This is a genomic window from Massilia sp. UMI-21 (assembly GCA_015277795.1).
In the GTDB taxonomy this organism is placed as follows: Bacteria; Pseudomonadota; Gammaproteobacteria; order Burkholderiales; family Burkholderiaceae_D; genus Telluria.
Map to the genome: position 1 here is coordinate 103,437 of CP063848.1, position 20,194 is coordinate 123,630.

A 20,194-nucleotide genomic window follows, 5' to 3' on the forward strand; every position below is an offset into this window, starting at 1 on the left:
CCCTTCCCGCGCCGGCGTCCTAGCGACGCGTCCCGCCAGTCTTTCTCTTCCGGTTCCTCCCGTTTCACCGATCTCCGGTGGTGGCCTCGGCGTGCCCCGTCACGTCCGTGCCCCCACCGGCCCCGTAGTGCTGACAACAACAGAACGGAGATTTTCATGGCATTGACCTTCCAACGGGCCGCGCTTGCCGCCTGCATGGCGCTGGCCGCCGCCGGGCCGGCGTCCGCCCAACTCCAGGCCGGACCCGGCGCCTGGAGCGCCAACCAGACCTGGGCCACCGACACCACCAATGGCGGCGCCCTCACCGGCTACTACTACTGGCCGGCGACCGCACCTCTACTTGCCGGCAAGCGCGCGCTGGTGCTGGTGCTGCACGGCTGCGCCCAGACCGCCGCCAACGACGTCATCGCCAGCACGGGCGACGCCGGCTACAACTGGAAGGCGGCCGCCGACCAGTACGGCGCCGTGATCCTGGCGCCCAACGCCACCGGCAACCTGTACGGCGCCCACTGCTGGGACTGGGCCGCCACCAACCGCAGCCGCAGCTACGGACACAACGCGGTGCTGCTGGACCTGATCAACCGTTTTGTGAGCAACCCGCAGTATGCGATCGACCCGAAGCAGGTCTACGTCACCGGCCTGTCCTCGGGCGGCGCCAAGACCATGGTGATGGGCTGCGTGGCGCCCGACATCTTCGCCGGCATCGGCATCAACGCCGGGCCGGCGCCGACCGTATCGACCTCGCAGATCTCGATGGTCCCGTCGGGCACCACCTCGACCAGCGTGGCCAACAGCTGCACCAGCTGGGCCGGCGCCAGCGCCAGCCACTTCGCGAACCAGGTCGCGGGCGTGGTCTGGGGCACCAACGACTACACCGTGGCGCAAGCCTACGGCCCGCTCAACGCGGCGGCCATGCGCCATGTCTACGGCGGCAGCTACACCAAGGGCGCAACCAGCGCGGTGCCGACCGGCGGCAGCAACGTGCCCCACCTCGACGCCAACGGCAAGCCGCGCACCTCGGAGATGACGGTCACCGGCATGGGTCATGCCTGGCCGGCCGGCGCCGGTGGCCAGAACAGCAACTACGTCGATGCGACCAAGGTCAACTACCCGGCCTTCGTGATGGACTTCTGGTTCAAGAACAATTTGCGGGTGGCGCGTGCGGCGCCGCCGAGCATGAGCTCATGCAGCGCCGGCGTCTCCGGCTCGACGATCACCGTGAACGGCGCCGCCACCGACACGGCGGGCGCGATCAGCAGCTATCGCGTGGTGCTCAGCGGCCCGACCCCGGTGGATGACAGCGCCGCCGGCAGCGGCGCCAGCTTCAGCAAGGCCTACGCGGCACGCGCCGACGGTTATTATTCCGGCACGGTCACCGCGACCAACAACGCGACCGGGCTGAGCTCCAGCGCCTGCAGCATTCCGCAGTTCCTGGTCGGGTCCGCGCCCGCGCTACTTGCGCCGGCCGGCCTGGCGGTCGGCGCCCGCACCGCCAGCAGCATCGCCCTGAGCTGGAACGCGTCGAGCGGCGCCACCGGCTACAACGTCTACCGCAACGGTAGCAAGGTAAACGGCACGCCGCTGACGAGCATGGGCTACCTTGACGCCGGCCTGGCGGCATCGACCAGCTACACCTACCAGGTATCCAGCACCGGCAACGGCGTGGAGAGCGCGAAGTCGGCCGGCGTGACCGGCAGCACCACCTCGGGCTTCGTCTGCAGCACGACCACGGCCAGCAACTACGCCCACGTGACCGCCGGCCGGGCGCACAACAGCGGCGGCTATGCGCTGGCCAACGGCTCGAACCAGAACATGGGCCTGTACAACACCTTCTACACGACGACGCTGGCGCAGACGGCGGCCGGCTACTACGTGATCGGCAACTGTCCGTAAGCGCCATCGGCGCACGTCGCAAGGCCGGGTGCTGCCCGGCCTTGTCGTGGATCGTCGTGACTCAACAGCTCGCTTGACGGTGGACAAACCGCGCCGGGCAGCGATTCGTAGCATCGGGTGTTCCCTTTCTTCACCATACGGACGCCTGAATGAAATCGACCCTGCCCTTGCTGGTCCTCGCTTCCCTGTCTCTTGCGGGTTGCGCCACCTCTCCCACCATCGGCGCGTCCGGCGCCAGGACGGTCGCCACCGGCGCCGCCGCCGGCGCGACGTCGAGCGGCGCCAACGACAAGCTCGAGCGCTGCGACAAGAGCCTGGGCACGCTGGCCATCGTCGAGGAAGCGAACCAGCCCTGGCTGAACCAGTTCACCGCCGAATACCGCATGCAGAGCACGGTGCCGCTGCTGCGCATGATCATCCAGCAGTCGAACTGCTTCGTCATCGTCGAGCGCGGCCAGGCCTTGCGCAGCATGCAGGGCGAACGGGCCCTGATGGCCTCCGGCGAACTGCGCAGGACCAGCAATTTCGGCAAGGGCATGATGGCGGCCGCCGATTACACCATGACGCCTTCGATCACCTTCAGCCAGAAGGGTACCGGCGGCCTGGGTGGGCTGGTCGGTGGCAGGGCGGGAGTGGTGGCCTCCCTGATCGGCGCGTCGATGAAATCGAACGAGGCCTCGACCATGCTGCTCTTGATCGACAACCGCTCGGGCGTGCAGCTGGCGGCGGCCGAGGGCAGCGCGCAGAACTGGGATTTCGGCATGCTGGCCGGCTTTTTCCATGGCGGGCTGGCCGGTGCGCACGGCTTCAGCAACTCGCCACAGGGCAAGGTGCTGGCCGCTTCCTTCATGGATTCGTACAACCAGATGGTGAAGGCGGTGCGCGGCTACCAGGCCCAGTCGGTGGAGGGGGGACTGGGCAATGGCGGCGTCTTGAGATCGAACTGACCGGCCTGGCCGGGCACGGTGTGCTTACGCGTGTTCTTCGGGAGCACGCGTGACGCGCGCGAAGATCGGCGCCACGATCAGGCCCAGCTCGTAGAGCAGGCACATCGGGATGGCCAGCGCCAGCTGGCTGACCACGTCCGGCGGGGTCACGATGGCGGCGATGACGAAGGCGCCGACGATCACGTAGGAGCGGATCGAGCGCAGCTTCTCGATGCTGACGATTCCCATGCGCACCAGGATCACCACCACCACCGGCACTTCGAAGGTCGCGCCGAAGGCCAGGCACATCGACATGACGAAATCGAGGTAGTTCTCGATGTCGGGCATCACCGCGATGGACGTGGGCGCGAACTCGCCGATGAAATGGAACACGCGTCCGAACACGAAGAAGTAGCAGAACGCCACGCCGCCGATGAACAGCAGCGAGGACGAGATCACCAGCGGCAGCACCAGGCGCTTCTCGTGCGCGTACAGGCCGGGCGCGACAAAGGCCCACAACTGGTAGAACACCCAGGGCAACGACAGGATGAAGGCCAGCAGCAAGGTCACCTTCATCGGGACCAGGAAAGGAGACACCACGCCGGTGGCGATCATCTTGGCGCCGGGCGGCAGCGAGGCGATCATCGGCGCGGCCAGCAGGTCGTAGACCTGTGCGGGGCCCGGCCAGATGAACAGGGCGGCGCAGACGATGGCGATCCCGATCGATGCCTTGACCAGGCGGTCACGCAGTTCGACCAGGTGGGAAATGAAGGTTTCTTCGCCTGCGGCTTCTTCGGTCATCTAGAAAAAGGAAGTCTTGGATTTGCTGGCACCGGGACCGGGGCCAGGCCGATATTTGCGCACGCGCGCGGCGCCCGACAGCACATGGGTCTTGCCGCCGTTGCGGTGCTTGTACCAGGCCGGGACGCTGGATGTGCGCACCAGCTTCTTGCGGCGGAAATCGCGCGCCTTGCGCTCGATGTCGGCGGTGCTGACGAAGGCGGACGAGGACGAGGACCTCGACGAGGACGTGTGTTCCCTGTCGTCCCACAGCGCTTCGACTTCGTCGACGTGGCTGGACATGGACTGCTCGACCTCGGACTTGAACGATTGCGCGCTCTCGTGCACTTCCTTGTGCAGGTTGCGCAGTTCGTCGAGCTCGATTTCGCGGCTGACCTCGGACTTGACGTCGTGCAGGTAGCGCTGGGCGCGCCCGTACAGGGTGCCCGCCATGCGCGCCACCTTCGGCAGCTTTTCAGGGCCGATCACGATCAGGGCAACAACGCCGATGATCGCCAGCTTCGATAGTCCGAGATCGATCATGCCCGGCGATTAATGACGGGTCTTTTCGCGGGTTTCCACATCGATGGTGGACTTGTCGCTCACCTGCTGCTGCGGCTGGGTGCTCGACTGGCCCGGGTTGGCCTTGTCTTCCTCGCCCTTGACACCATCCTTGAAGCCCTTCACCGCCTTGCCGATGTCGGAACCCATATTGCCGAGCTTTTTGGTGCCGAACACCAGCATCACGATGACCAGGACCACGACCCAGTGCCAAATACTCATCGAACCCATGTTTGTCTCCTAGCAAGGCGCCTGGCGCCTGTAAATTCGGGAAAGCCTACGTTTCAGTATACGCCATGCGGCGCATCTTGCCCGCATTAAAATTTTAGTTGAAACCCGGATAGGGATCAGGTGCCAAGGCCGCGCCACGGACGCTTGCCGCCGTACATATGCAAGTGCAGATGGTAGACCTCCTGGCCGCCGTCCGGTCCGGTATTGATCAGGGTCTTGAAGCCCCCGCTGCGTCCGCCATTGCCGTCGGGCTTGGCCGCAACACCGTGCTCTTCTGCAAGCTTGGGCGCCAGCGCCAGCATCTTGCCCAGCACCGCCGCATGTTCCATGCCGCAGTCGGACAGGGTGTCCACGTGCTGCTTCGGAATCACCAGCAGGTGCACCGGGGCGGCCGGGTTGATGTCCTTGAACGCCAGCACCTCCTCGTCCTCATAGACGATGTTGGCCGGAATTTGCTTGGCGACGATCTTGCAAAAAATGCAGTTGTCCATCTTGTCTCCAGAATCGTTGATGACAGCTTCCGCACCCGGGAAACCTGTGCATTCTAGCGCTGCCGCATGACCGCATCGTGACTGCCGGGCATGACGGCGCGCGATGCGGACTCACGCCCCGATTATGACAGCCCGGAGGCGGGCGGCAAGCACGAGCCGGCGCTTGCTGTGTTATTCCTTGCGGGCGGCTTTCTCGTCGATCCCCGACACGCCTTCGCGGCGCCCCAGTTCGTCGATTACCTGTTGCGGGCTCAAGCCGAACTGCGCCAGCAGCACCATGGTGTGGAACCACAGGTCGGCGGTCTCGTACAGCAGCTTGGAGGCGTCGCCGGAGACGCGCGCGTCCTTGGCCGCCATCACGGTTTCGGTGGCTTCCTCGCCGATCTTCTTGAGGATGGCGTCGTCGCCCTTGCTGAACAGCTTGGCGACATAGGAAGTTGCAGGGTCGCCGCCGGCCTCGGGCTTGCGCGACTCGATGATGGCCGCAAGGCGGGCCAGGGTTTCGCTCATGGGTGTTTCTTGTTGGTGTAGATGGTATCGGGGTCTTGCAGCACGGGTTCGACCGCCTGCCAGTCCTCGCCGTCGAATTGCTGGAAGAAGCAGGAGTGGCGCCCGGTATGGCAGGCAATGCCGCCCTTCTGCTCGATCTTGAGCAGCACGACGTCCTCGTCGCAGTCGAGGCGCATCTCCAGCACTTTCTGGGTGTGGCCGGACTCTTCGCCCTTGTGCCACAGCTTCTTGCGCGAGCGGCTCCAGTAGACGGCTTCGCCCAGCTCCACCGTCCTGGCGAGCGCGTCGCGGTTCATCCAGGCGAACATCAGGATCTCGCCGGTGGCCGCTTCCTGGGCGATCACCGGCACCAGGCCGTGCTCGTCCCAGCGGACTTTATTGAGCCACTTGTTCGTCATGTTCACTCCAGGCGCATCGGGATGCCGCGCTCGAGCATGAAGCGCTTGGCTTCGCCGACCGTGTGCTGCCCGTAGTGGAAGATGCTGGCCGCCAGCACCGCGTCGGCGTGGCCTTCCAGGATGCCGTCGGCCAGGTCTTGCAGGCCGCCGACGCCGCCCGAGGCGACCACCGAGATGCCAACGGCATCGGACACGGCGCGGGTCAGGCCCAGGTCGAAACCGGACTTGGTGCCGTCGCGGTCCATCGAGGTCAGCAGCAGTTCGCCCGCGCCCAGGCGTTCCATCTCCTGCGCCCAGGCGACGGCGTCGAGGCCGGTCGGGTTGCGGCCGCCGTGGGTGAACACTTCCCACTTGCCGGGTGCGACCTGCTTGGCGTCGATCGCCACCACGATGCACTGCGAGCCGTGCTTCTGCGCGGCGTCGAACACCAGCTGCGGGTTGGTCACGGCCGAGGTATTCATCGACACCTTGTCGGCGCCGGCATTGAGCAGGCGCCGCACGTCTTCGACCTTGCGTACGCCGCCGCCGACGGTGAGCGGGATGAACACGGTCGAGGCCACCGCTTCGATGATCGGCAGGATCAGGTCGCGGCCGTCGCTCGAGGCGGTGATGTCGAGGAAGGTGATCTCGTCGGCGCCCTGTCCGTCATAGCGGCGCGCGATCTCGACCGGGTCGCCGGCATCGCGCAGCTCGGTGAAATTGACGCCCTTGACCACGCGGCCGCCGGTGACGTCGAGGCAGGGGATGATGCGTTTTGCGAGCATACGGCTTAGGCCTTTGCCCCTTCAGTCAGTTCATCGGCCCGTTCCTGAGCCGATGCCAGGTCGAGCGTGCCTTCGTAGATCGAGCGGCCGCAGATCACGCCCTCGATGCCTTCGTCCTGCACCGCGCACAGCGCTTCGACGTCGGCCAGGTTGTGCACGCCGCCCGAGGCGATGACCGGGATCTTCACGGCCTGGGCCAGCTTGACGGTCGCTTCGATGTTCACGCCGCCCATCATGCCGTCGCGGCCGATGTCGGTGTAGACGATCGATTCGACGCCGTAGCCTTCGAACTTCTTGGCCAGGTCGATGACTTCGTGGCCCGACATCTTGCTCCAGCCGTCGGTGGCGACCTTGCCGTCCTTGGCGTCCAGGCCGACGATGATCGCGCCGGGGAAGGCGCCGCAGGCGTCGTGCAGGAAGCCCGGGTTCTTCACGGCGGCGGTGCCGACGATGATGTAGGTGATGCCGTCATCGAGGTAGCGCTCGATGGTGTCGAGGTCGCGGATGCCGCCGCCGAGCTGGACCGGGATCTCGTCGATGCCCATTTCTTCGGCATATTCCTGCACGGTTTGCAGGATCGACTTGATCGCGCTCTCGTTCTTCGGCTTGCCCGCGAAGGCACCGTTCAGGTCGACCAGGTGCAAGCGGCGCGCGCCCTTCTTGAGCCAGTGCAGCGCCATGTCGGCGGGGTCTTCGGAAAACACGGTGGCGAGGTCCATGTCGCCCTGTTTCAGGCGAACGCAGTGACCGTCTTTCAGGTCGATGGCAGGAATCAGCAGCATGGTCGTGGTCGGTTGGTTGACGGCGGATTAAAGGAAGAACTCACGGTTTCCAGTGAATGAAATTGCGGTACAGGCGCAAGCCGGCGGCTGCGCTCTTCTCGGGGTGGAACTGGGTGGCGACCAGGTTGTCGCGGGCGACGGCGCAGGTGTAGTGCCCGCCGTAGTCGGCTTCGCCGATGGTGTCCTGCGCTTGCTCGGGCACGGCGTAGTAGCTGTGCACGAAGTAGAAATAACTGTTGTCCTCGACGCCTTCCCACAGCGGGTGGGCGCGGGTCTGGCGCACGCGGTTCCAGCCCATCTGCGGGACCTTGAAGCGCGAGCCGTCGGCCTGCAATTTTCCGTCCAGCTGGAAGCGCACCACCTTGCCCGGCAACAGGCCCAGGCCCGGCGTGCCTTCGTTCTCTTCGCTGGCATCGAACAGCATCTGCTCGCCGACGCACACGCCCATCACCGGACGCGTCCTGACGGCGCGCAGCAGGGCTTCCTCGAGGCTGGATTCGCGCAGGCTGCGCATGCAGTCGCGCATCGCGCCCTGGCCCGGCAGCACGATGCGGTCGGCGGCATCGATGTCGGCCGGATCGCTCGACACCAGGATGTCGGCCTCGGGCGCCGCCGCGCGCAGCGCCTGCGCCACCGAGCGCAGGTTACCCAGGCCGTCGACCACCACAATCTTGTTCGTCATGATGCGCTTTACCCCAGCCTACAGGCTGCCTTTGGTCGAAGGGATGATGCCGGCGGCGCGCTCGTCGAGCGTGGTCGCCATGCGCAGCGCGCGCCCAAAAGCCTTGAACACGGTTTCGCACTGGTGGTGGGCGTTGACGCCGCGCAGGTTATCGATGTGCAGGGTCACGCCGGCGTGGTTCACGAAGCCGCGGAAGAATTCGCCGGTCAGGTCGACATCGAAGGTGCCGATCATGGCGCGCGTCCAGGGAATGTGCATTTCCAGGCCCGGACGGCCCGAGAAGTCGATCACCACGCGCGACAGCGCCTCGTCCAGCGGCACGTAGGAGTGGCCGTAGCGCACCATGCCCTTCTTGTCGCCGACGGCCTTGGCCACCGCCATGCCGAGCGTGATGCCGGTATCCTCGACGGTATGGTGGGCGTCGATGTGCAGGTCGCCGACGGCCTCGACTTCGAGGTCGATCATGCCGTGGCGCGCGATCTGGTCGAGCATGTGGTCGAGGAAGGGGACGCCGGTGTTGAGCTTCTGGCGGCCGGTGCCGTCGAGGTTGATCGCGACGCGGATCTGCGTCTCGTTGGTGTTGCGCGTGATGTCGGCGGTACGGGTCATTGCTGGGGCTCGTCGTGGCGGCGCTCCGGATGGAACGCCGCGCTCGTGGGGACTATAAGGATGCTTTCAGGGCATGCAGGAGTGCGGTGTTTTCTTCGGGGGTGCTGACCGTGACACGAATGCAATTGGTCAGCATCTTGTCCATTTTACCCAAATTCTTGATCAGCACCTTGCCCTCGCGAAGTTCTGAACAGGTCTTGTCGGCATCCGGCACACGCATCGAGATGAAATTCGCGGCCGATGGAAACACTTCGACCCCTGGCAGCGCCGCCAGTTCGGCGGCCAGGCGGCTGCGTTCGGCGTTCAGCATCTCGGCCTGCTGGTCGAGCACGTCGAGGTGGTCGAGCGCGAACTCGGCGGCCACCTGGGTGAGCACGTTGACGTTGTAGGGCGGACGCACCTTCTCGAACTCTTGCAAGAGTTTCGCATCGCCCGACAGGTAGCCGAGGCGGATCCCGGCCAGGCCCAGCTTCGACAGGGTGCGCATCACGACCAGGTTCGGGAACTCCGGCAGGCGGCCCATGAAGCTCTTCTTGGCGAACGGCTGGTAGGCCTCGTCGACCACCGCGATGCCGGATTCGCCCAGCGCGCGGATGATGGCCGCCATGTCCCCGGCATCGAACAGGTTGCCGGTCGGGTTGTTCGGGTAGGCCAGGAACACCAGCGCAGGCCGGTAGCGCTCGATCGCCGCCAGCATCGCCGGCAGGTCGAGCGAGAAGTCGGCTTTCACCGGCACGCCGACGAAATCCGCACCCGCGAACTGGGCCGAACGCGCGAACATCACGAAGGCCGGGGTCGGCGCCATGACGACGGCGCGTCGGTCCTGCCGGGCGATGGCGGTGGCCATGATCGAAATGAGCTCGTCCGAGCCGTTGCCGAGCAGGACGTCGTAGCCGGACGGGACGCCCAGGCCGGCGCAGATCTTGTGCTTGAGCGTGGCGTAGGACGCCACCGGATAGCGGTTCAGCGCGGCGTCGGCCAGGCGCTGGCCCAGCTCCGCGCGCAGCGCCTGCGGCAGCTGGTAGGGGTTCTCCATCGCGTCGAGCTTGATGTAGCCGCTCGCGTCCGGCACGTGGTAGCTGGCGATGTTGCGGACATCCTCGCGGATGGTGTTCTCGATCAGCTTGTCGATCGGGGTGAGGTTCGATGTCATGCGGTTTCCTCGTTCAGGGGCGCGTTCCTGGCCGCGCTTTTGCGTTTTTTATTGGCCTTGCTGCCGGCGACCGGCACTTCGGGCGCCGCCAGGCGCGCGCGGATGGTGTCGCAGTAGGCGGGGTTCAGTTCGAAACCGGTGAAATGGCGTCCGGCCTGGCGCGCGGCGACGGCCGTGGTGCCACTGCCCATGAAGGGGTCGAGCACGACGCCGCCCGCCGGGCAGGAGGCCTTGACCATGCGTTCGATGATCTCGAGGGGTTTCTGGGTCGGGTGATCGGCGCGCTCGGGATGCTCGCGGTGCAGGCGCGACACGCTCCACACGTCCTTCGGGTTGTAGCCCACTTCCAGCCACTTGGCGCCGATGAAGATCGAGCGCGAGCGCGCCTTTTTCGTCTCGGCGTCGTAGGGAATGCGCACGGCGTCGAGGTCGAAGTAGTAATCCTTGCGCTTGACGAAAAACCCGATGGTGTCGTGCACCGACGAGAAGCTGCGCACGCTGCCGCCCATCGAGGGCACGCGGCGATCCCAGATGATCTCGTTCATCATGGTCATGCGTTTCTTGAGCATGACGAAGATCTCGGGCGCGAAGCGCCAGGTGAGAAAGATGTACAGGCTGCCGTTGGGCTTGAGCTTGGGCAGCGCGGCGTCGATCCACTGCTCGGTCCAGGCCAGGTAGGCCTCGACGCTCTGCTGGTCCGAGGCGTTGCCGTAGTCCTTGCCGAGGTTGTAGGGCGGGTCGGTCAGGATCAGGTCGATGGAAGCATCCGGGATGCGCGCCATCCCGGACAGCGCGTCCTCGCAGAAGACCTGGTCGACCCAGGTGCTCATGACTTCAAGCGCAGCTCTGCACTACGGGCGTGCGCCTGCAGGCCTTCGCCGTAGGCCAGCTCGGCCGCCACCTTGCCCAGCGTCTGCGCGCCCTGCTCGCTCACCTGGATCAGCGAGGAACGCTTCTGGAAGTCGTACACGCCCAGCGGCGAGGAGAAGCGCGCCGTGCGCGAGGTCGGCAGCACGTGGTTGGGGCCGCAGCAGTAGTCGCCCAGCGACTCGGACGAGAAGCGCCCCAGGAACATGGCGCCGGCGTGGCGAATCCGGTCGGCCCACTGCAAGGGCTCTTCGGCCGAGATCTCGAGGTGCTCGGCGGCGATCGCGTTGGCGATCTCGCAGGCCTCCTCCATGTCGCGCACTTTTACCAGCGCGCCGCGGTCGGTGAGCGAGGTGGTGATGGTTGCCGCGCGCGGCATGGTGGGCAGCAGCTTGTGGATGCTCGCCTCCACGCGCGCGATGTAGTCGGCGTCCGGGCACAGCAGGATGGCCTGGGCCAGCTCATCGTGCTCGGCCTGCGAGAACAGGTCCATCGCCACCCAGTCCGGGTCGGTAGAGCCGTCGCACAGCACCAGGATTTCCGACGGACCGGCGATCATGTCGATGCCGACCGTGCCGAACACACGGCGCTTGGCCGCGGCCACATAGGCGTTGCCCGGGCCGACGATCTTGTCCACGGCCGGAATGGTCTCGGTGCCGTAGGCCAGCGCGCCGACGGCCTGGGCGCCGCCGATGGTGATCACGCGGGTGACGCCGGCGATCGCGGCGGCCGCCAGCACCATCTGGTTCTTCACGCCATCCGGGGTCGGCACCACCATGACGATTTCCTGGACGCCGGCCACCTGGGCCGGAATCGCGTTCATCAGCACCGACGACGGATAGGCGGCCTTGCCGCCCGGGACGTAGATGCCGACGCGGTCGAGCGGGGTCACGCGCTGGCCCAGCACGGTGCCGTCGGCTTCCGTGAACGTGAAACCGTTCAGTTCCTGCTTCTGGCGTTCGTGGAACACGCGGATGCGCTCGGCGGCCGTGCGCAGCGCGCTGCGCTGGGCCTCGGGCAACGCGGCCAGGGCCGCGTCCAGCTCGGCCTGCCCGACGTCGAAAGCGGCCATCGACGACGCGCCGCCGTCCGGGATGCGATCGAAACGGTTGGTGTACTCCAGCACGGCAGCATCACCGCGCTTCTTCACGTCCGCCAGGATCTTCGCGACGCTCGACTCGATGGCGTCGTCGGTTTCGGCTTCGAAAGCCAGCAGGGCGTCGAGCGTCTGCCTGAAGTCGGCTGCGGTGGAGTCGAGCTTGCGGATCTGTACTGCCATCGGGTTACCTTGTCTCAGCCTTGTTGTGCCGATGCCTTCTGGAAGGCATCGAGGATCGGTTGCAGGCGCTCGCGCTTGAGCTTGAGCGCAGCCTGGTTGACCACCAGGCGCGAGGAGATGTCCATGATCTTTTCGACTTCGACCAGGTTGTTGGCGCGCAGGGTGCCGCCGGTCGAGACCACGTCGACGATGGCGTCGGACAGGCCGACCAGCGGCGCCAGCTCCATCGAGCCGTACAGCTTGATCAGGTCGACGTGCACACCCTTGCTGGCGAAGTGCTCGCGCGCGGTGTTGACGAACTTGGTCGCCACCCGCAGGCGCGCGCCCTGGCGCACCGCGGTCTCGTAGTCGAAGCCGGCGTTCACCGCCACCGACATGCGGCAGCTCGCGATGCGCAGGTCGATCGGCTGGTACAGGCCTTCGCCGCCATGCTCGAGCAGCACGTCCTTGCCGGCCACGCCGAAATCGGCGGCGCCGTGCTGGACATAGGTCGGCACGTCGCTGGCGCGCACGATCAGCACGCGCACGCCCGGGTCGTTGGTCGGCAGGATCAGCTTGCGCGAGGTTTCCGGATTCTCGGTGACGGTGATGCCGGCCGCCGCCAGCAGCGGCAGGGTGTCTTCGAAGATGCGGCCTTTGGAGAGCGCCAGGATCAGCCCGGGCTCGCCGTGTTTGTCTATTGTTGTCATTACTTGATGCGGACGATGTCGGCGCCTACCGCCGAGAGTTTCACTTCCATGCGGTCGTAGCCGCGATCGAGGTGGTAGATACGGTCGACCAGGGTGGTGCCCTCGGCTGCCATGCCGGCGATCACCAACGAGGCCGAGGCACGCAGGTCGGTCGCCATCACGGGCGCGCCGACCAGGCGGTCGACGCCCTCGATGAAGGCGGTATTGCCCTCGGTGGAGATCTGCGCGCCGAGGCGGTTCATCTCCTGCACGTGCATGAAGCGGTTCTCGAAAATGGTCTCGGTGACGCGGCTCGGGCCGTCGGCCAGGATGTTCACGGCCATGAACTGGGCCTGCATGTCGGTCGGGAAGCCCGGGTATTCGGTGGTGCGGAACGAGACCGGGTGCGGGCGGCCGTCCATGCGCGCGCGGATGGTGTCCGTGCCCACGTCGAGCTGCAGGCCGATTTCGCGCAGCTTGTCGAGCGCCACGTCGAAGATGTCGGTGCGGGTGTTGCGCAGCATGATGTCGCCGCCGGTGGCCGCCACCGCGCACAGGAAGGTGGCCGCTTCGATGCGGTCCGAGATCACCGCGTGCCGGGCGCCGTGCAGCGCTTCGACGCCCTGGATCACCAGGCGGTCGGTGCCGATGCCGTCGATCTTCGCGCCCATCGCCACCAGGAGGTTGGCCAGGTCGGTGACTTCCGGCTCGCGCGCGGCGTTTTCCAGCACGGTCTCGCCCTCGGCCAGGGTGGCGGCCATCAGGAGGTTCTCGGTGCCGGTCACGGTGATCATGTCGGTGTGGATGCGCGCGCCCTTGAGCTTGCCGTTGCTGCGCGCGTGGATGTAGCCGCCCTCGATGGTGATCTCGGCGCCCATCTGGCGCAAGCCCTTGATGTGCTGGTCCACGGGACGCGAACCGATCGCGCAGCCGCCCGGCAGCGAGACCTTGGCTTCGCCGAAGCGCGCCAGCAGCGGGCCGAGCACCAGGATCGAGGCGCGCATGGTCTTGACCAGCTCGTACGGCGCCTCCAGCGAGGTAATGTTCGCGCCATTGAGCGTGACGCGCTCGTCGTCCTGGTTCACCTTCAGGCCGGTCTGGGCGAGCAGCTTGAGGATGGTGCGCACGTCGTGCAGGCGCGGCACGTTCGACAGCTCGAGGTCGCCGCTGGTCAACAGGCCCGCGCACAGGATGGGCAGCGCCGCGTTCTTGGCGCCCGAGATGGCGATGTCGCCGTCCAGGCGCTTGCCGCCGGTGATCTGCAGCTTGTCCATGCTTAGCCTCCGTACTCTTCGGGGGTGAGGGTCTTCATCGACAACGCGTGGATCTCTTCGCGCATGCGGTCGCCGAGCGCTGCATACACCAGTTGGTGGCGCTGGATCGGACGCTTGCCGGCAAAGCTCGGGGACACGATGACGGCCGTGAAATGCTGGCCGTCGCCCTGCACCTCGAGGTGGGTGCATTCGAGGCCGGCGCTGATGTAGCTGTGGATCAGTTCGGGGGTGGTCGACACGGGTAACTCCAGTGAATTCTGTGGTGGCGCTTGGTGAGGCGAATCAGTGGCGCAACTTGTAGCCACGCTTGAGCATATTGACCGCCATGGTTGCCAGCACCACGAAGAACACCGACACGATGGCCAGGCTGGTCCAGGGCGAGACGTCGGACTTGCCGAAGAATCCATAGCGGAACCCGTCAATCATATAAAAGAACGGGTTGAAATGCGAGACCGCCAGCCAGAACGGCGGCAGTTTTTGAATGGAATAGAACACCCCGGCCAGGAAGGTGGCCGGCATGATCAGGAAGTTCTGGAAAGCGGCCAGCTGGTCGAACTTCTCGGCCCAGATGCCGGCGATGACGCCCATGGTGCCGAGGATGGCGGCGCCCAGGAAGGCGAACACCAGGATCCACAGCGGCGCAACAAAACTGAGGTGTGCGAACCAGGCGGTAATGACGAATACGCCGAAGCCCACCGTCACCCCGCGCAGCACGGCCGCCCCCACATAGGCCGACAGGATCTCGGCGTGCGACAGCGGCGGCAGCAGGATGAACACCAGGTTGCCGGTGATCTTCGACTGGATCAGGGACGAGGACGAGTTGGCGAAGGCGTTCTGCAGCACGCTCATCATCACCAGGCCCGGGATCAGGAAGGCGGTATAGCTGACGCCGTCGAGCATCTGGACCTTGCCTTCCAGGACGTGGCCGAAAATCAGCAGATACAGCATGGCCGTGACGACCGGCGCCGCGATGGTCTGGGTCGCCACCTTCCAGAAACGCAGCGCCTCCTTGTAGAACAGGGTGCGGAAACCCACCGAGAACAGACTCATTGCGGGCCTCCGGATTGCTCGTTTGCCCCATTCGCGCCGACGATCTGCAGGAAGATGTCTTCCAGGTCGGCCTGCTCCAGCTGCATCTCGTCGATCACGGCGCCGCCCGCGCGCAGGCTGGCCAGGATCGGCTCGACTTCGTTGACGTCGTTGACGCGCAGGGTGTACTTGTTGCCGCTGCCATTGTTCTGGTCATGTTCATCGTGCGACACCAGGTGGCGCAGGCCTTCCGGCAAGGCGCCGCTCTTCAGGTGCACCACCAGCTGCGAGCCCGACACGCGGCGCAGCAGCGCCGCCATGGTGTCGAGCGCCACCACTTCGCCGAGCTTGAGCATGGCCACGCGCTGGCACATGGCCTGGGCTTCTTCCAGATAGTGGGTGGTCAGCACCACGGTGTGGCCTTCGCGGTTCAGGCGCGAGATGAACTTCCACAGGGTCTGGCGCAGCTCGACGTCGACGCCGGCGGTGGGCTCGTCCAGCACGATGACCGGCGGCTTGTGCACCAGCGCCTGGGCCACCAGCACGCGGCGCTTCATGCCGCCCGACAGGGCGCGCATGTTGACCTCGGCCTTGTTGGTGAGATCCAGGTTGTGCATCACCTCGTCGATCCAGGCATCGTTGTTCTTGATGCCGAAGTAGCCCGACTGCAGGCGCAGCGTTTCGCGCACCGTGAAGAAGGGATCGAACACCAGCTCCTGCGGTACCACCCCCAGGCGCTTGCGCGCTTCGCGGAAGTCGCTCACCACGTCGTGGCCATGGATCTTGACGCTGCCCGCGTCCGGGCGGATCAAACCGGCCACGGTGGAGATCAGGGTGGTCTTGCCGGCGCCGTTGGGGCCGAGAAGGCCGAAGAACTCGCCTTCCTCGATGTTCATCGAAACGCCCTTGAGGGCCTTGAGGCCCTTGTAGCTTTTTTCGACGCTGTTAATCTGGATCGCTGTCATTCTTGTTTGGAGGGGTAGCGCGGGCGCGCCGGGACCTTGCGGGGAAACGGCCCATTATAGGGGAAATCGCAAATACAAGAGGCCGGCGGGGAATTTTGAGCCGACTGCGTCGGTTCGACGAGAGTCGAGGGGTTCGTAGGGTGGGCGGCTTTGCCGCCCGCGCGTTCAAATCACCTGTGAACAGATGATACGGCTGATCTTGCCCTGGCTGAACGCGCGGTCGGCGGAGCCGACCACCCTACCACATCATGACTGCGAAATGAGCTGGTCCACGCCATACAGCGCGGCCAGCTTTTGCACGTTCTGGGGAACGTTGATGAAGCTCAGGCGCTGGTTGGCGGCGCGCGCGCGGCGCTGCCAGGCCAGCAGCACCGCGACGCCGGACGAATCGGCGGCGCTGACGCCGCCCAGGTCGAACACGGTCTCGCCGGCAGCGATCGCCGTGCAGCCCTGCTCGAGGGCGCCTTTGGCGCTACCGAAAGTCAGGGCGTCGAGCGAGAGCATGGGATTGGCTTCGGCCATTACTTCGGCGCTTTCAGCGGCTTGGAAGCCAGCTGCTGGTTACGCTCGGCCAGCTTCTTGATCAGGCCATCGATGCCGTTCTTCTGGATCTCGCTGGCGAAGGTGCTGGTGTAGGTCTGGACCAGCCAGGCGCCCAGCACGTTGATGTCGTAGATCTTCCAGCCTTGCGGACCATTGCTCAGGCGGTAGTTCAGGGTGATCGGCTCGCCGCGGGCGACGTTCACCTGCGAACGCACTTCGACATCGTTCGCACCGGCCTCGGCACGGAACGGCTTGAACTCGACGGTTTCGTTCTTGATCTGCGACAGCGCGCCGGCATAGGTATAGACCAGCAGGCTGGTGAATTCCTTGGTCAGTGCCTTTTGCTGTTCCGGCGTGGCCTGGCGCCAGAAGCGACCGGCCGCCTGGCGCGTCATCTTCTCGGTGTCGACGTGCGGCAGGATCTTGGAATTCACCAGGTCCATGATCTTGTTGCGGTTGCCGCCCTGGATGTCCTTGTCGGCCTTGACGGTCTCGATGACGTCGGCGCTGATGCGCTTGACCAGCGCGTCCGGTGCTTCGGCGGCGATGGCGGAGGTGGCAAAGGCGATGGTGGCGCTTGCTGCAGCGATCAGCTGGATGATTGGTTTCATGTGTCGTTTTCCTTATCTAGGGGGCCTTGCCGAGCAAGGTGTCGGCGAGGCATATCCCTGGTTAACTCTTTGTGCCGTTTTACGGATGACACCGGTTGTGTAAGCGTTTGTTAGTTCGACGGCTTGGCGGGCGGCTCCACCGCCCCCGTGCCGGCCGGATCGGCAGCCGGCTCGGCGTTGCTGGTGGCAGCCGCATCCGCCTCGTCCTGATACGGCACGTTGCCGTCGTAGACCTGGCTCTGGCGGCGTTGCAGGTAACCGTCGCGGATGAACTCGTAGCGGTCGAGGGCAGCGTCTTCCAGCAGACTGGACGCGTCCAGCAGGGTGGCGCGCTTGTCGACGACGCGGATGGCCGAGCCGATGTTGCGCCAGTTATCAGGACGCTTGTACTTCCAGATATCGGCGCCGATGTCGGCAGGCAGAGCGGCGGTATCACGTACCGTAGATGGGCCCAACAGCGGCAACATCAAGTAGGGGCCGCTCGGGAAACCCCATACGCCCAGGGTCTGGCCGAAATCCTCGTTGTGCTTCGGAATACCGGCTTCCGAGGCGATATCGAGCAGGCCGAAGATGCCGAAGGTCGAATTGAACGCGACACGGGTTACGTCACCCATGCCAGCCTGGCCCTTGCCCTGCAGCAAATTGTTGACCGCGCTCCAGGCATCGGACAGGTTGCCGAAGAAATTGTTGACGCCTGTTTGCATGAAGCCCGGCGTCACGTTCTTGTAGGCGGTGGCGGTCGGCTTGAGCACGGTGCGGTCGACCGCATCGTTGAACCGGAACACGGCTCGGTTATAGCCCTCCAGCGGGTCTTGCGGATTCTGCGTCGTGGCGCAGCCGGTCAGCAGCAGGGCGGCGCCGATGGCCGCCAGGCCGGGCATGCGACCGGAAATACGGTGTGGCGTGTGCTTCATTCGCTACCTTCCTTGCCTTCAGCGGCTTTGCTATAGATAAATTGGTTGATCAGGTCTTCGAGCACCGTGGCCGACTGGGTACGGTTGATGCGGTCGCCATCGACCAGGTTCTCGATTTCGCCGCCCGGTTCGATACCGATGTATTGCTCGCCCAGCAGGCCAGCAGTCAAGATCTTCAACGAGCTGTCTTTCGGGAATTTATAGCCTGGCTCCATATCGAGGCGCACGAGCGCCTGGTAGGTCTTGTCGTCGAAGGTAATTTCACCGACGCGGCCGACCACCACGCCGGCGCTCTTGACCGGCGCCTGCGGCTTGAGCCCGCCAATATTGTTGAACTTGGCGGTCACGGCATAGGTCTTGCTGAACGAAATCGTGCTCATGTTGCCTGCCTGCAGGGCCAGGAACAGCAGCGAGGCCGCGCCCAGCAGGACAAACAGGCCAACCCAGACGTCGATAGTTTTGCGGTGCATACGAATACCCTAGTAGAACTTATTATTTGTTGAACATCAGTGCGGTCATGACGAAGTCCAGGCCCCAGACCATCAGCGATGCGATGACGACGGTGCGCGTGGTAGCGCGCGAGACGTCTTCCGGGGTCGGCTTGGTCTGGTAGCCCTGGAACAGCGCGGTGAACGTGACCGCGATACCGAAGATAAAGCTTTTGAGCACACCGTTCAGTACGTCAGCGCGCACATCCACGCCGGCCTGCATCTGCGACCAGAAGGCGCCCTCGTCCACGCCGATCAGTTGCACACCGACCAGGTAGCCGCCGAACACGCCGACGGCCGAGAAGATGGCCGCCAGGATCGGCATGGCGATCACGCCGCCCCAGAAGCGCGGCGCCAGCACGCGCTGGACCGGGTTGATCGCCATCATTTCCATGGCCGAGAGCTGCTCGCCGGCCTTCATCAGACCGATCTGCGCGGTCAGCGAGGTGCCGGCGCGGCCGGCGAACAGCAGCGCGGTCACCACCGGACCGAGTTCGCGTACCAGCGCCAGCGCCACCACCTGGCCGAGGGCCTGCTCGGCCCCGTACTGGTTCAGCGTGTAATAACCCTGCAGGCCGAGGACCATGCCGACGAACAGGCCGGACACGATGATGATCACCAGCGAATAGTTGCCGATGAAATGGACCTGTTCGGAAATCAGGGCCGGACGCTTGAAGGCGCCGGGCGAGACGCCGAGCAGGTTGAAGAAGGAACGGGTGGAGAAGCCGACGCTGGCGACGGCTTCGCGCACGGTGCGGCCGACGGTTTCCAGGAAGCGCGTGATCATCATTTGCGCACTCCCAGGCCGAGGTCGTCGGCCAGCGACTTGCCCGGATAATGGAAGGGCACCGGGCCGTCCGGCGCGGCATTCACGAACTGTTTCACGTACGGGTCTTCCGAGACGCGCAGGTCGTCTGGCGTGCCTTCGGCGACGATCTTGCCCGCCGACATGAAATACACGTAGTCGGCGATCGCGAAGCACTCGTGGACGTCGTGCGACACCAGGATCGAGGTCGAACCGAGGGCATCGTTCAGGTTGCGGATCAGGTTGGCGGTCACGCCCATCGAGATCGGATCGAGGCCGGCGAAGGGCTCGTCGTACATGATCAGTTCGGGGTCCAGGGCCACCGCACGGGCAACCGCGACCCGGCGCGCCATGCCGCCCGAGATCTCGGCCGGCTTCAGGCGGTGCGCGTTGCGCAGGCCTACCGCATTGAGCTTCATGAGGACCAGGTCACGGATCACTTCTTCAGGCAGGTCGGTGTGCTCGCGCAGCGGGAAAGCCACGTTGTCGAACACCGACAGGTCGGTGAACAGCGCGCCGAACTGGAACAGCATGCCCATGCGGCGGCGCAGGCGGTACAGGCCTTCGGTATTGAGCTTGTGCACGACTTCGCCGCCCACGCGCACCTCGCCGCGCTGCGGGCGGATCTGGCCGCCGATCAGGCGCAGGACCGTGGTCTTGCCACAGCCCGAGCCGCCCATGACGGCCACGAGCTTGCCGCGTGGAAAGTCCATGCGGAGGTTCGACAGGATGGAACGCTCTCCGTACGCAAAGTGCAGATCGCGGATTTCGACTAGGTTCGACACAGCGTGATTAATATTTGGGTAATCCGTTATTGTAGTGCAGAAAGCTTAAGCCCCGCTTGAGGTGGCCCATTTCCAGCAGCCGCCTTGACGTACCCTTGCAACAAAAATAACCGGCGGGTCAGATATTTCGGCGCCTAAGATGCTGTTTTTAAAAGGACATATCTATCTGTCAACATGACAGTTTAT

At 65.1% G+C, this 20,194-nt stretch carries 26 protein-coding genes; 2 read left to right on the forward strand and 24 right to left on the reverse strand.

The genetic code is table 11. The features are described 5' to 3' along the window. The first annotated feature begins 156 nt into the window (after window positions 1-156). On the forward strand, window positions 157-1,893 hold the full coding sequence (locus tag IM543_00415) for a PHB depolymerase family esterase (GenBank protein ID QOY94430.1): 1,737 nt from the start codon (window positions 157-159) through the stop codon (window positions 1,891-1,893). A 149-nt stretch (window positions 1,894-2,042) separates the two neighbouring features. Further along, entirely contained in the window at window positions 2,043-2,840 is a 798-nt protein-coding gene (locus tag IM543_00420) for a peptidoglycan-binding protein (protein QOY94431.1), read from the forward strand. 24 nt (window positions 2,841-2,864) lie between these two features. On the opposite strand, the gene tatC is transcribed toward IM543_00420, so the two are convergent. The 24 genes from tatC to IM543_00540 form a co-directional block, all read right to left on the reverse strand. Then, on the reverse strand, window positions 2,865-3,620 hold the full coding sequence (tatC, locus tag IM543_00425) for a twin-arginine translocase subunit TatC (GenBank protein QOY94432.1): 756 nt from the start codon (window positions 3,618-3,620) through the stop codon (window positions 2,865-2,867). Then, window positions 3,621-4,142, reverse strand: coding sequence for a Sec-independent protein translocase subunit TatB (gene tatB, locus IM543_00430; protein ID QOY94433.1), 522 nt, complete (start codon window positions 4,140-4,142; stop codon window positions 3,621-3,623). Window positions 4,143-4,151: 9 nt separating this feature from the next. After that, a complete protein-coding gene (gene tatA, locus IM543_00435) occupies window positions 4,152-4,391 on the reverse strand; it encodes a Sec-independent protein translocase subunit TatA (GenBank protein QOY94434.1) in 240 nt (79 codons plus the stop codon). A gap of 116 nt (window positions 4,392-4,507) precedes the next feature. Further along, a complete protein-coding gene (locus IM543_00440; GenBank protein QOY94435.1) occupies window positions 4,508-4,882 on the reverse strand; it encodes a histidine triad nucleotide-binding protein in 375 nt (124 codons plus the stop codon). A 171-nt stretch (window positions 4,883-5,053) separates the two neighbouring features. Then, entirely contained in the window at window positions 5,054-5,392 is a 339-nt protein-coding gene (locus IM543_00445) for a phosphoribosyl-ATP diphosphatase (protein QOY94436.1), read from the reverse strand. Beyond that, window positions 5,389-5,796 carry a phosphoribosyl-AMP cyclohydrolase gene (hisI, locus tag IM543_00450; protein ID QOY94437.1) on the reverse strand — a complete coding sequence of 136 codons (408 nt, stop codon included), beginning with the start codon at window positions 5,794-5,796 and terminating at the stop codon, window positions 5,389-5,391. Before hisI ends, IM543_00445 begins: the two co-directional genes overlap by 4 nt. Then, on the reverse strand, window positions 5,793-6,554 hold the full coding sequence (gene hisF / locus IM543_00455) for an imidazole glycerol phosphate synthase subunit HisF (protein ID QOY94438.1): 762 nt from the start codon (window positions 6,552-6,554) through the stop codon (window positions 5,793-5,795). Before hisF ends, hisI begins: the two co-directional genes overlap by 4 nt. Before the next feature lie 5 nt (window positions 6,555-6,559). Further along, the gene (hisA, locus tag IM543_00460) at window positions 6,560-7,336 is read right to left on the reverse strand and encodes a 1-(5-phosphoribosyl)-5-[(5-phosphoribosylamino)methylideneamino]imidazole-4-carboxamide isomerase (protein QOY94439.1); all 777 of its coding nucleotides are present in this window, start codon (window positions 7,334-7,336) and stop codon (window positions 6,560-6,562) included. Window positions 7,337-7,376: 40 nt separating this feature from the next. Next, the gene (gene hisH / locus IM543_00465; GenBank protein QOY94440.1) at window positions 7,377-8,018 is read right to left on the reverse strand and encodes an imidazole glycerol phosphate synthase subunit HisH; all 642 of its coding nucleotides are present in this window, start codon (window positions 8,016-8,018) and stop codon (window positions 7,377-7,379) included. Between the two features lie 18 nt (window positions 8,019-8,036). After that, window positions 8,037-8,627: an imidazoleglycerol-phosphate dehydratase HisB gene (gene hisB / locus IM543_00470; protein QOY94441.1), complete on the reverse strand. Its 591-nt coding sequence runs from the start codon at window positions 8,625-8,627 to the stop codon at window positions 8,037-8,039. A gap of 52 nt (window positions 8,628-8,679) precedes the next feature. After that, window positions 8,680-9,780 (reverse strand): histidinol-phosphate transaminase, encoded by a 1,101-nt coding sequence (locus IM543_00475; protein QOY94442.1) that lies wholly within the window; start codon window positions 9,778-9,780, stop codon window positions 8,680-8,682. Continuing rightward, window positions 9,777-10,610 (reverse strand): site-specific DNA-methyltransferase, encoded by an 834-nt coding sequence (locus IM543_00480; GenBank protein ID QOY94443.1) that lies wholly within the window; start codon window positions 10,608-10,610, stop codon window positions 9,777-9,779. Before IM543_00480 ends, IM543_00475 begins: the two co-directional genes overlap by 4 nt. After that, the gene (gene hisD, locus IM543_00485; GenBank protein ID QOY94444.1) at window positions 10,607-11,926 is read right to left on the reverse strand and encodes a histidinol dehydrogenase; all 1,320 of its coding nucleotides are present in this window, start codon (window positions 11,924-11,926) and stop codon (window positions 10,607-10,609) included. The genes IM543_00480 and hisD overlap by 4 nt, the downstream gene beginning before the upstream one ends. A 14-nt stretch (window positions 11,927-11,940) precedes the next feature. Beyond that, window positions 11,941-12,615 (reverse strand): ATP phosphoribosyltransferase, encoded by a 675-nt coding sequence (locus IM543_00490; protein ID QOY94445.1) that lies wholly within the window; start codon window positions 12,613-12,615, stop codon window positions 11,941-11,943. Beyond that, entirely contained in the window at window positions 12,615-13,868 is a 1,254-nt protein-coding gene (gene murA / locus IM543_00495) for a UDP-N-acetylglucosamine 1-carboxyvinyltransferase (GenBank protein ID QOY94446.1), read from the reverse strand. The genes IM543_00490 and murA overlap by 1 nt, the downstream gene beginning before the upstream one ends. 2 nt (window positions 13,869-13,870) lie before the next feature. Continuing rightward, window positions 13,871-14,107, reverse strand: a complete 237-nt coding sequence (locus tag IM543_00500; GenBank protein ID QOY94447.1) for a BolA family transcriptional regulator — start codon at window positions 14,105-14,107, stop codon at window positions 13,871-13,873. A 43-nt stretch (window positions 14,108-14,150) separates the two neighbouring features. After that, complete coding sequence (locus IM543_00505; GenBank protein ID QOY94448.1) at window positions 14,151-14,918, reverse strand: ABC transporter permease; 768 nt, start codon at window positions 14,916-14,918, stop codon at window positions 14,151-14,153. Next, window positions 14,915-15,862, reverse strand: a complete 948-nt coding sequence (locus IM543_00510; GenBank protein ID QOY94449.1) for an ABC transporter ATP-binding protein — start codon at window positions 15,860-15,862, stop codon at window positions 14,915-14,917. The genes IM543_00505 and IM543_00510 overlap by 4 nt, the downstream gene beginning before the upstream one ends. A 246-nt stretch (window positions 15,863-16,108) precedes the next feature. Beyond that, window positions 16,109-16,384 carry an STAS domain-containing protein gene (locus IM543_00515; protein ID QOY94450.1) on the reverse strand — a complete coding sequence of 92 codons (276 nt, stop codon included), beginning with the start codon at window positions 16,382-16,384 and terminating at the stop codon, window positions 16,109-16,111. Continuing rightward, window positions 16,384-17,016, reverse strand: coding sequence for an ABC transporter substrate-binding protein (locus IM543_00520; GenBank protein ID QOY94451.1), 633 nt, complete (start codon window positions 17,014-17,016; stop codon window positions 16,384-16,386). The genes IM543_00515 and IM543_00520 overlap by 1 nt, the downstream gene beginning before the upstream one ends. 110 nt (window positions 17,017-17,126) lie before the next feature. After that, the gene (locus tag IM543_00525; protein ID QOY94452.1) at window positions 17,127-17,930 is read right to left on the reverse strand and encodes a VacJ family lipoprotein; all 804 of its coding nucleotides are present in this window, start codon (window positions 17,928-17,930) and stop codon (window positions 17,127-17,129) included. Continuing rightward, window positions 17,927-18,400 carry an outer membrane lipid asymmetry maintenance protein MlaD gene (mlaD, locus tag IM543_00530; GenBank protein ID QOY94453.1) on the reverse strand — a complete coding sequence of 158 codons (474 nt, stop codon included), beginning with the start codon at window positions 18,398-18,400 and terminating at the stop codon, window positions 17,927-17,929. Before mlaD ends, IM543_00525 begins: the two co-directional genes overlap by 4 nt. A 22-nt stretch (window positions 18,401-18,422) precedes the next feature. Continuing rightward, a complete protein-coding gene (gene mlaE / locus IM543_00535) occupies window positions 18,423-19,205 on the reverse strand; it encodes a lipid asymmetry maintenance ABC transporter permease subunit MlaE (protein QOY96449.1) in 783 nt (260 codons plus the stop codon). Then, window positions 19,205-20,008 carry an ABC transporter ATP-binding protein gene (locus tag IM543_00540; GenBank protein QOY94454.1) on the reverse strand — a complete coding sequence of 268 codons (804 nt, stop codon included), beginning with the start codon at window positions 20,006-20,008 and terminating at the stop codon, window positions 19,205-19,207. The genes mlaE and IM543_00540 overlap by 1 nt, the downstream gene beginning before the upstream one ends. Between the last annotated feature and the right edge of the window lie 186 nt (window positions 20,009-20,194).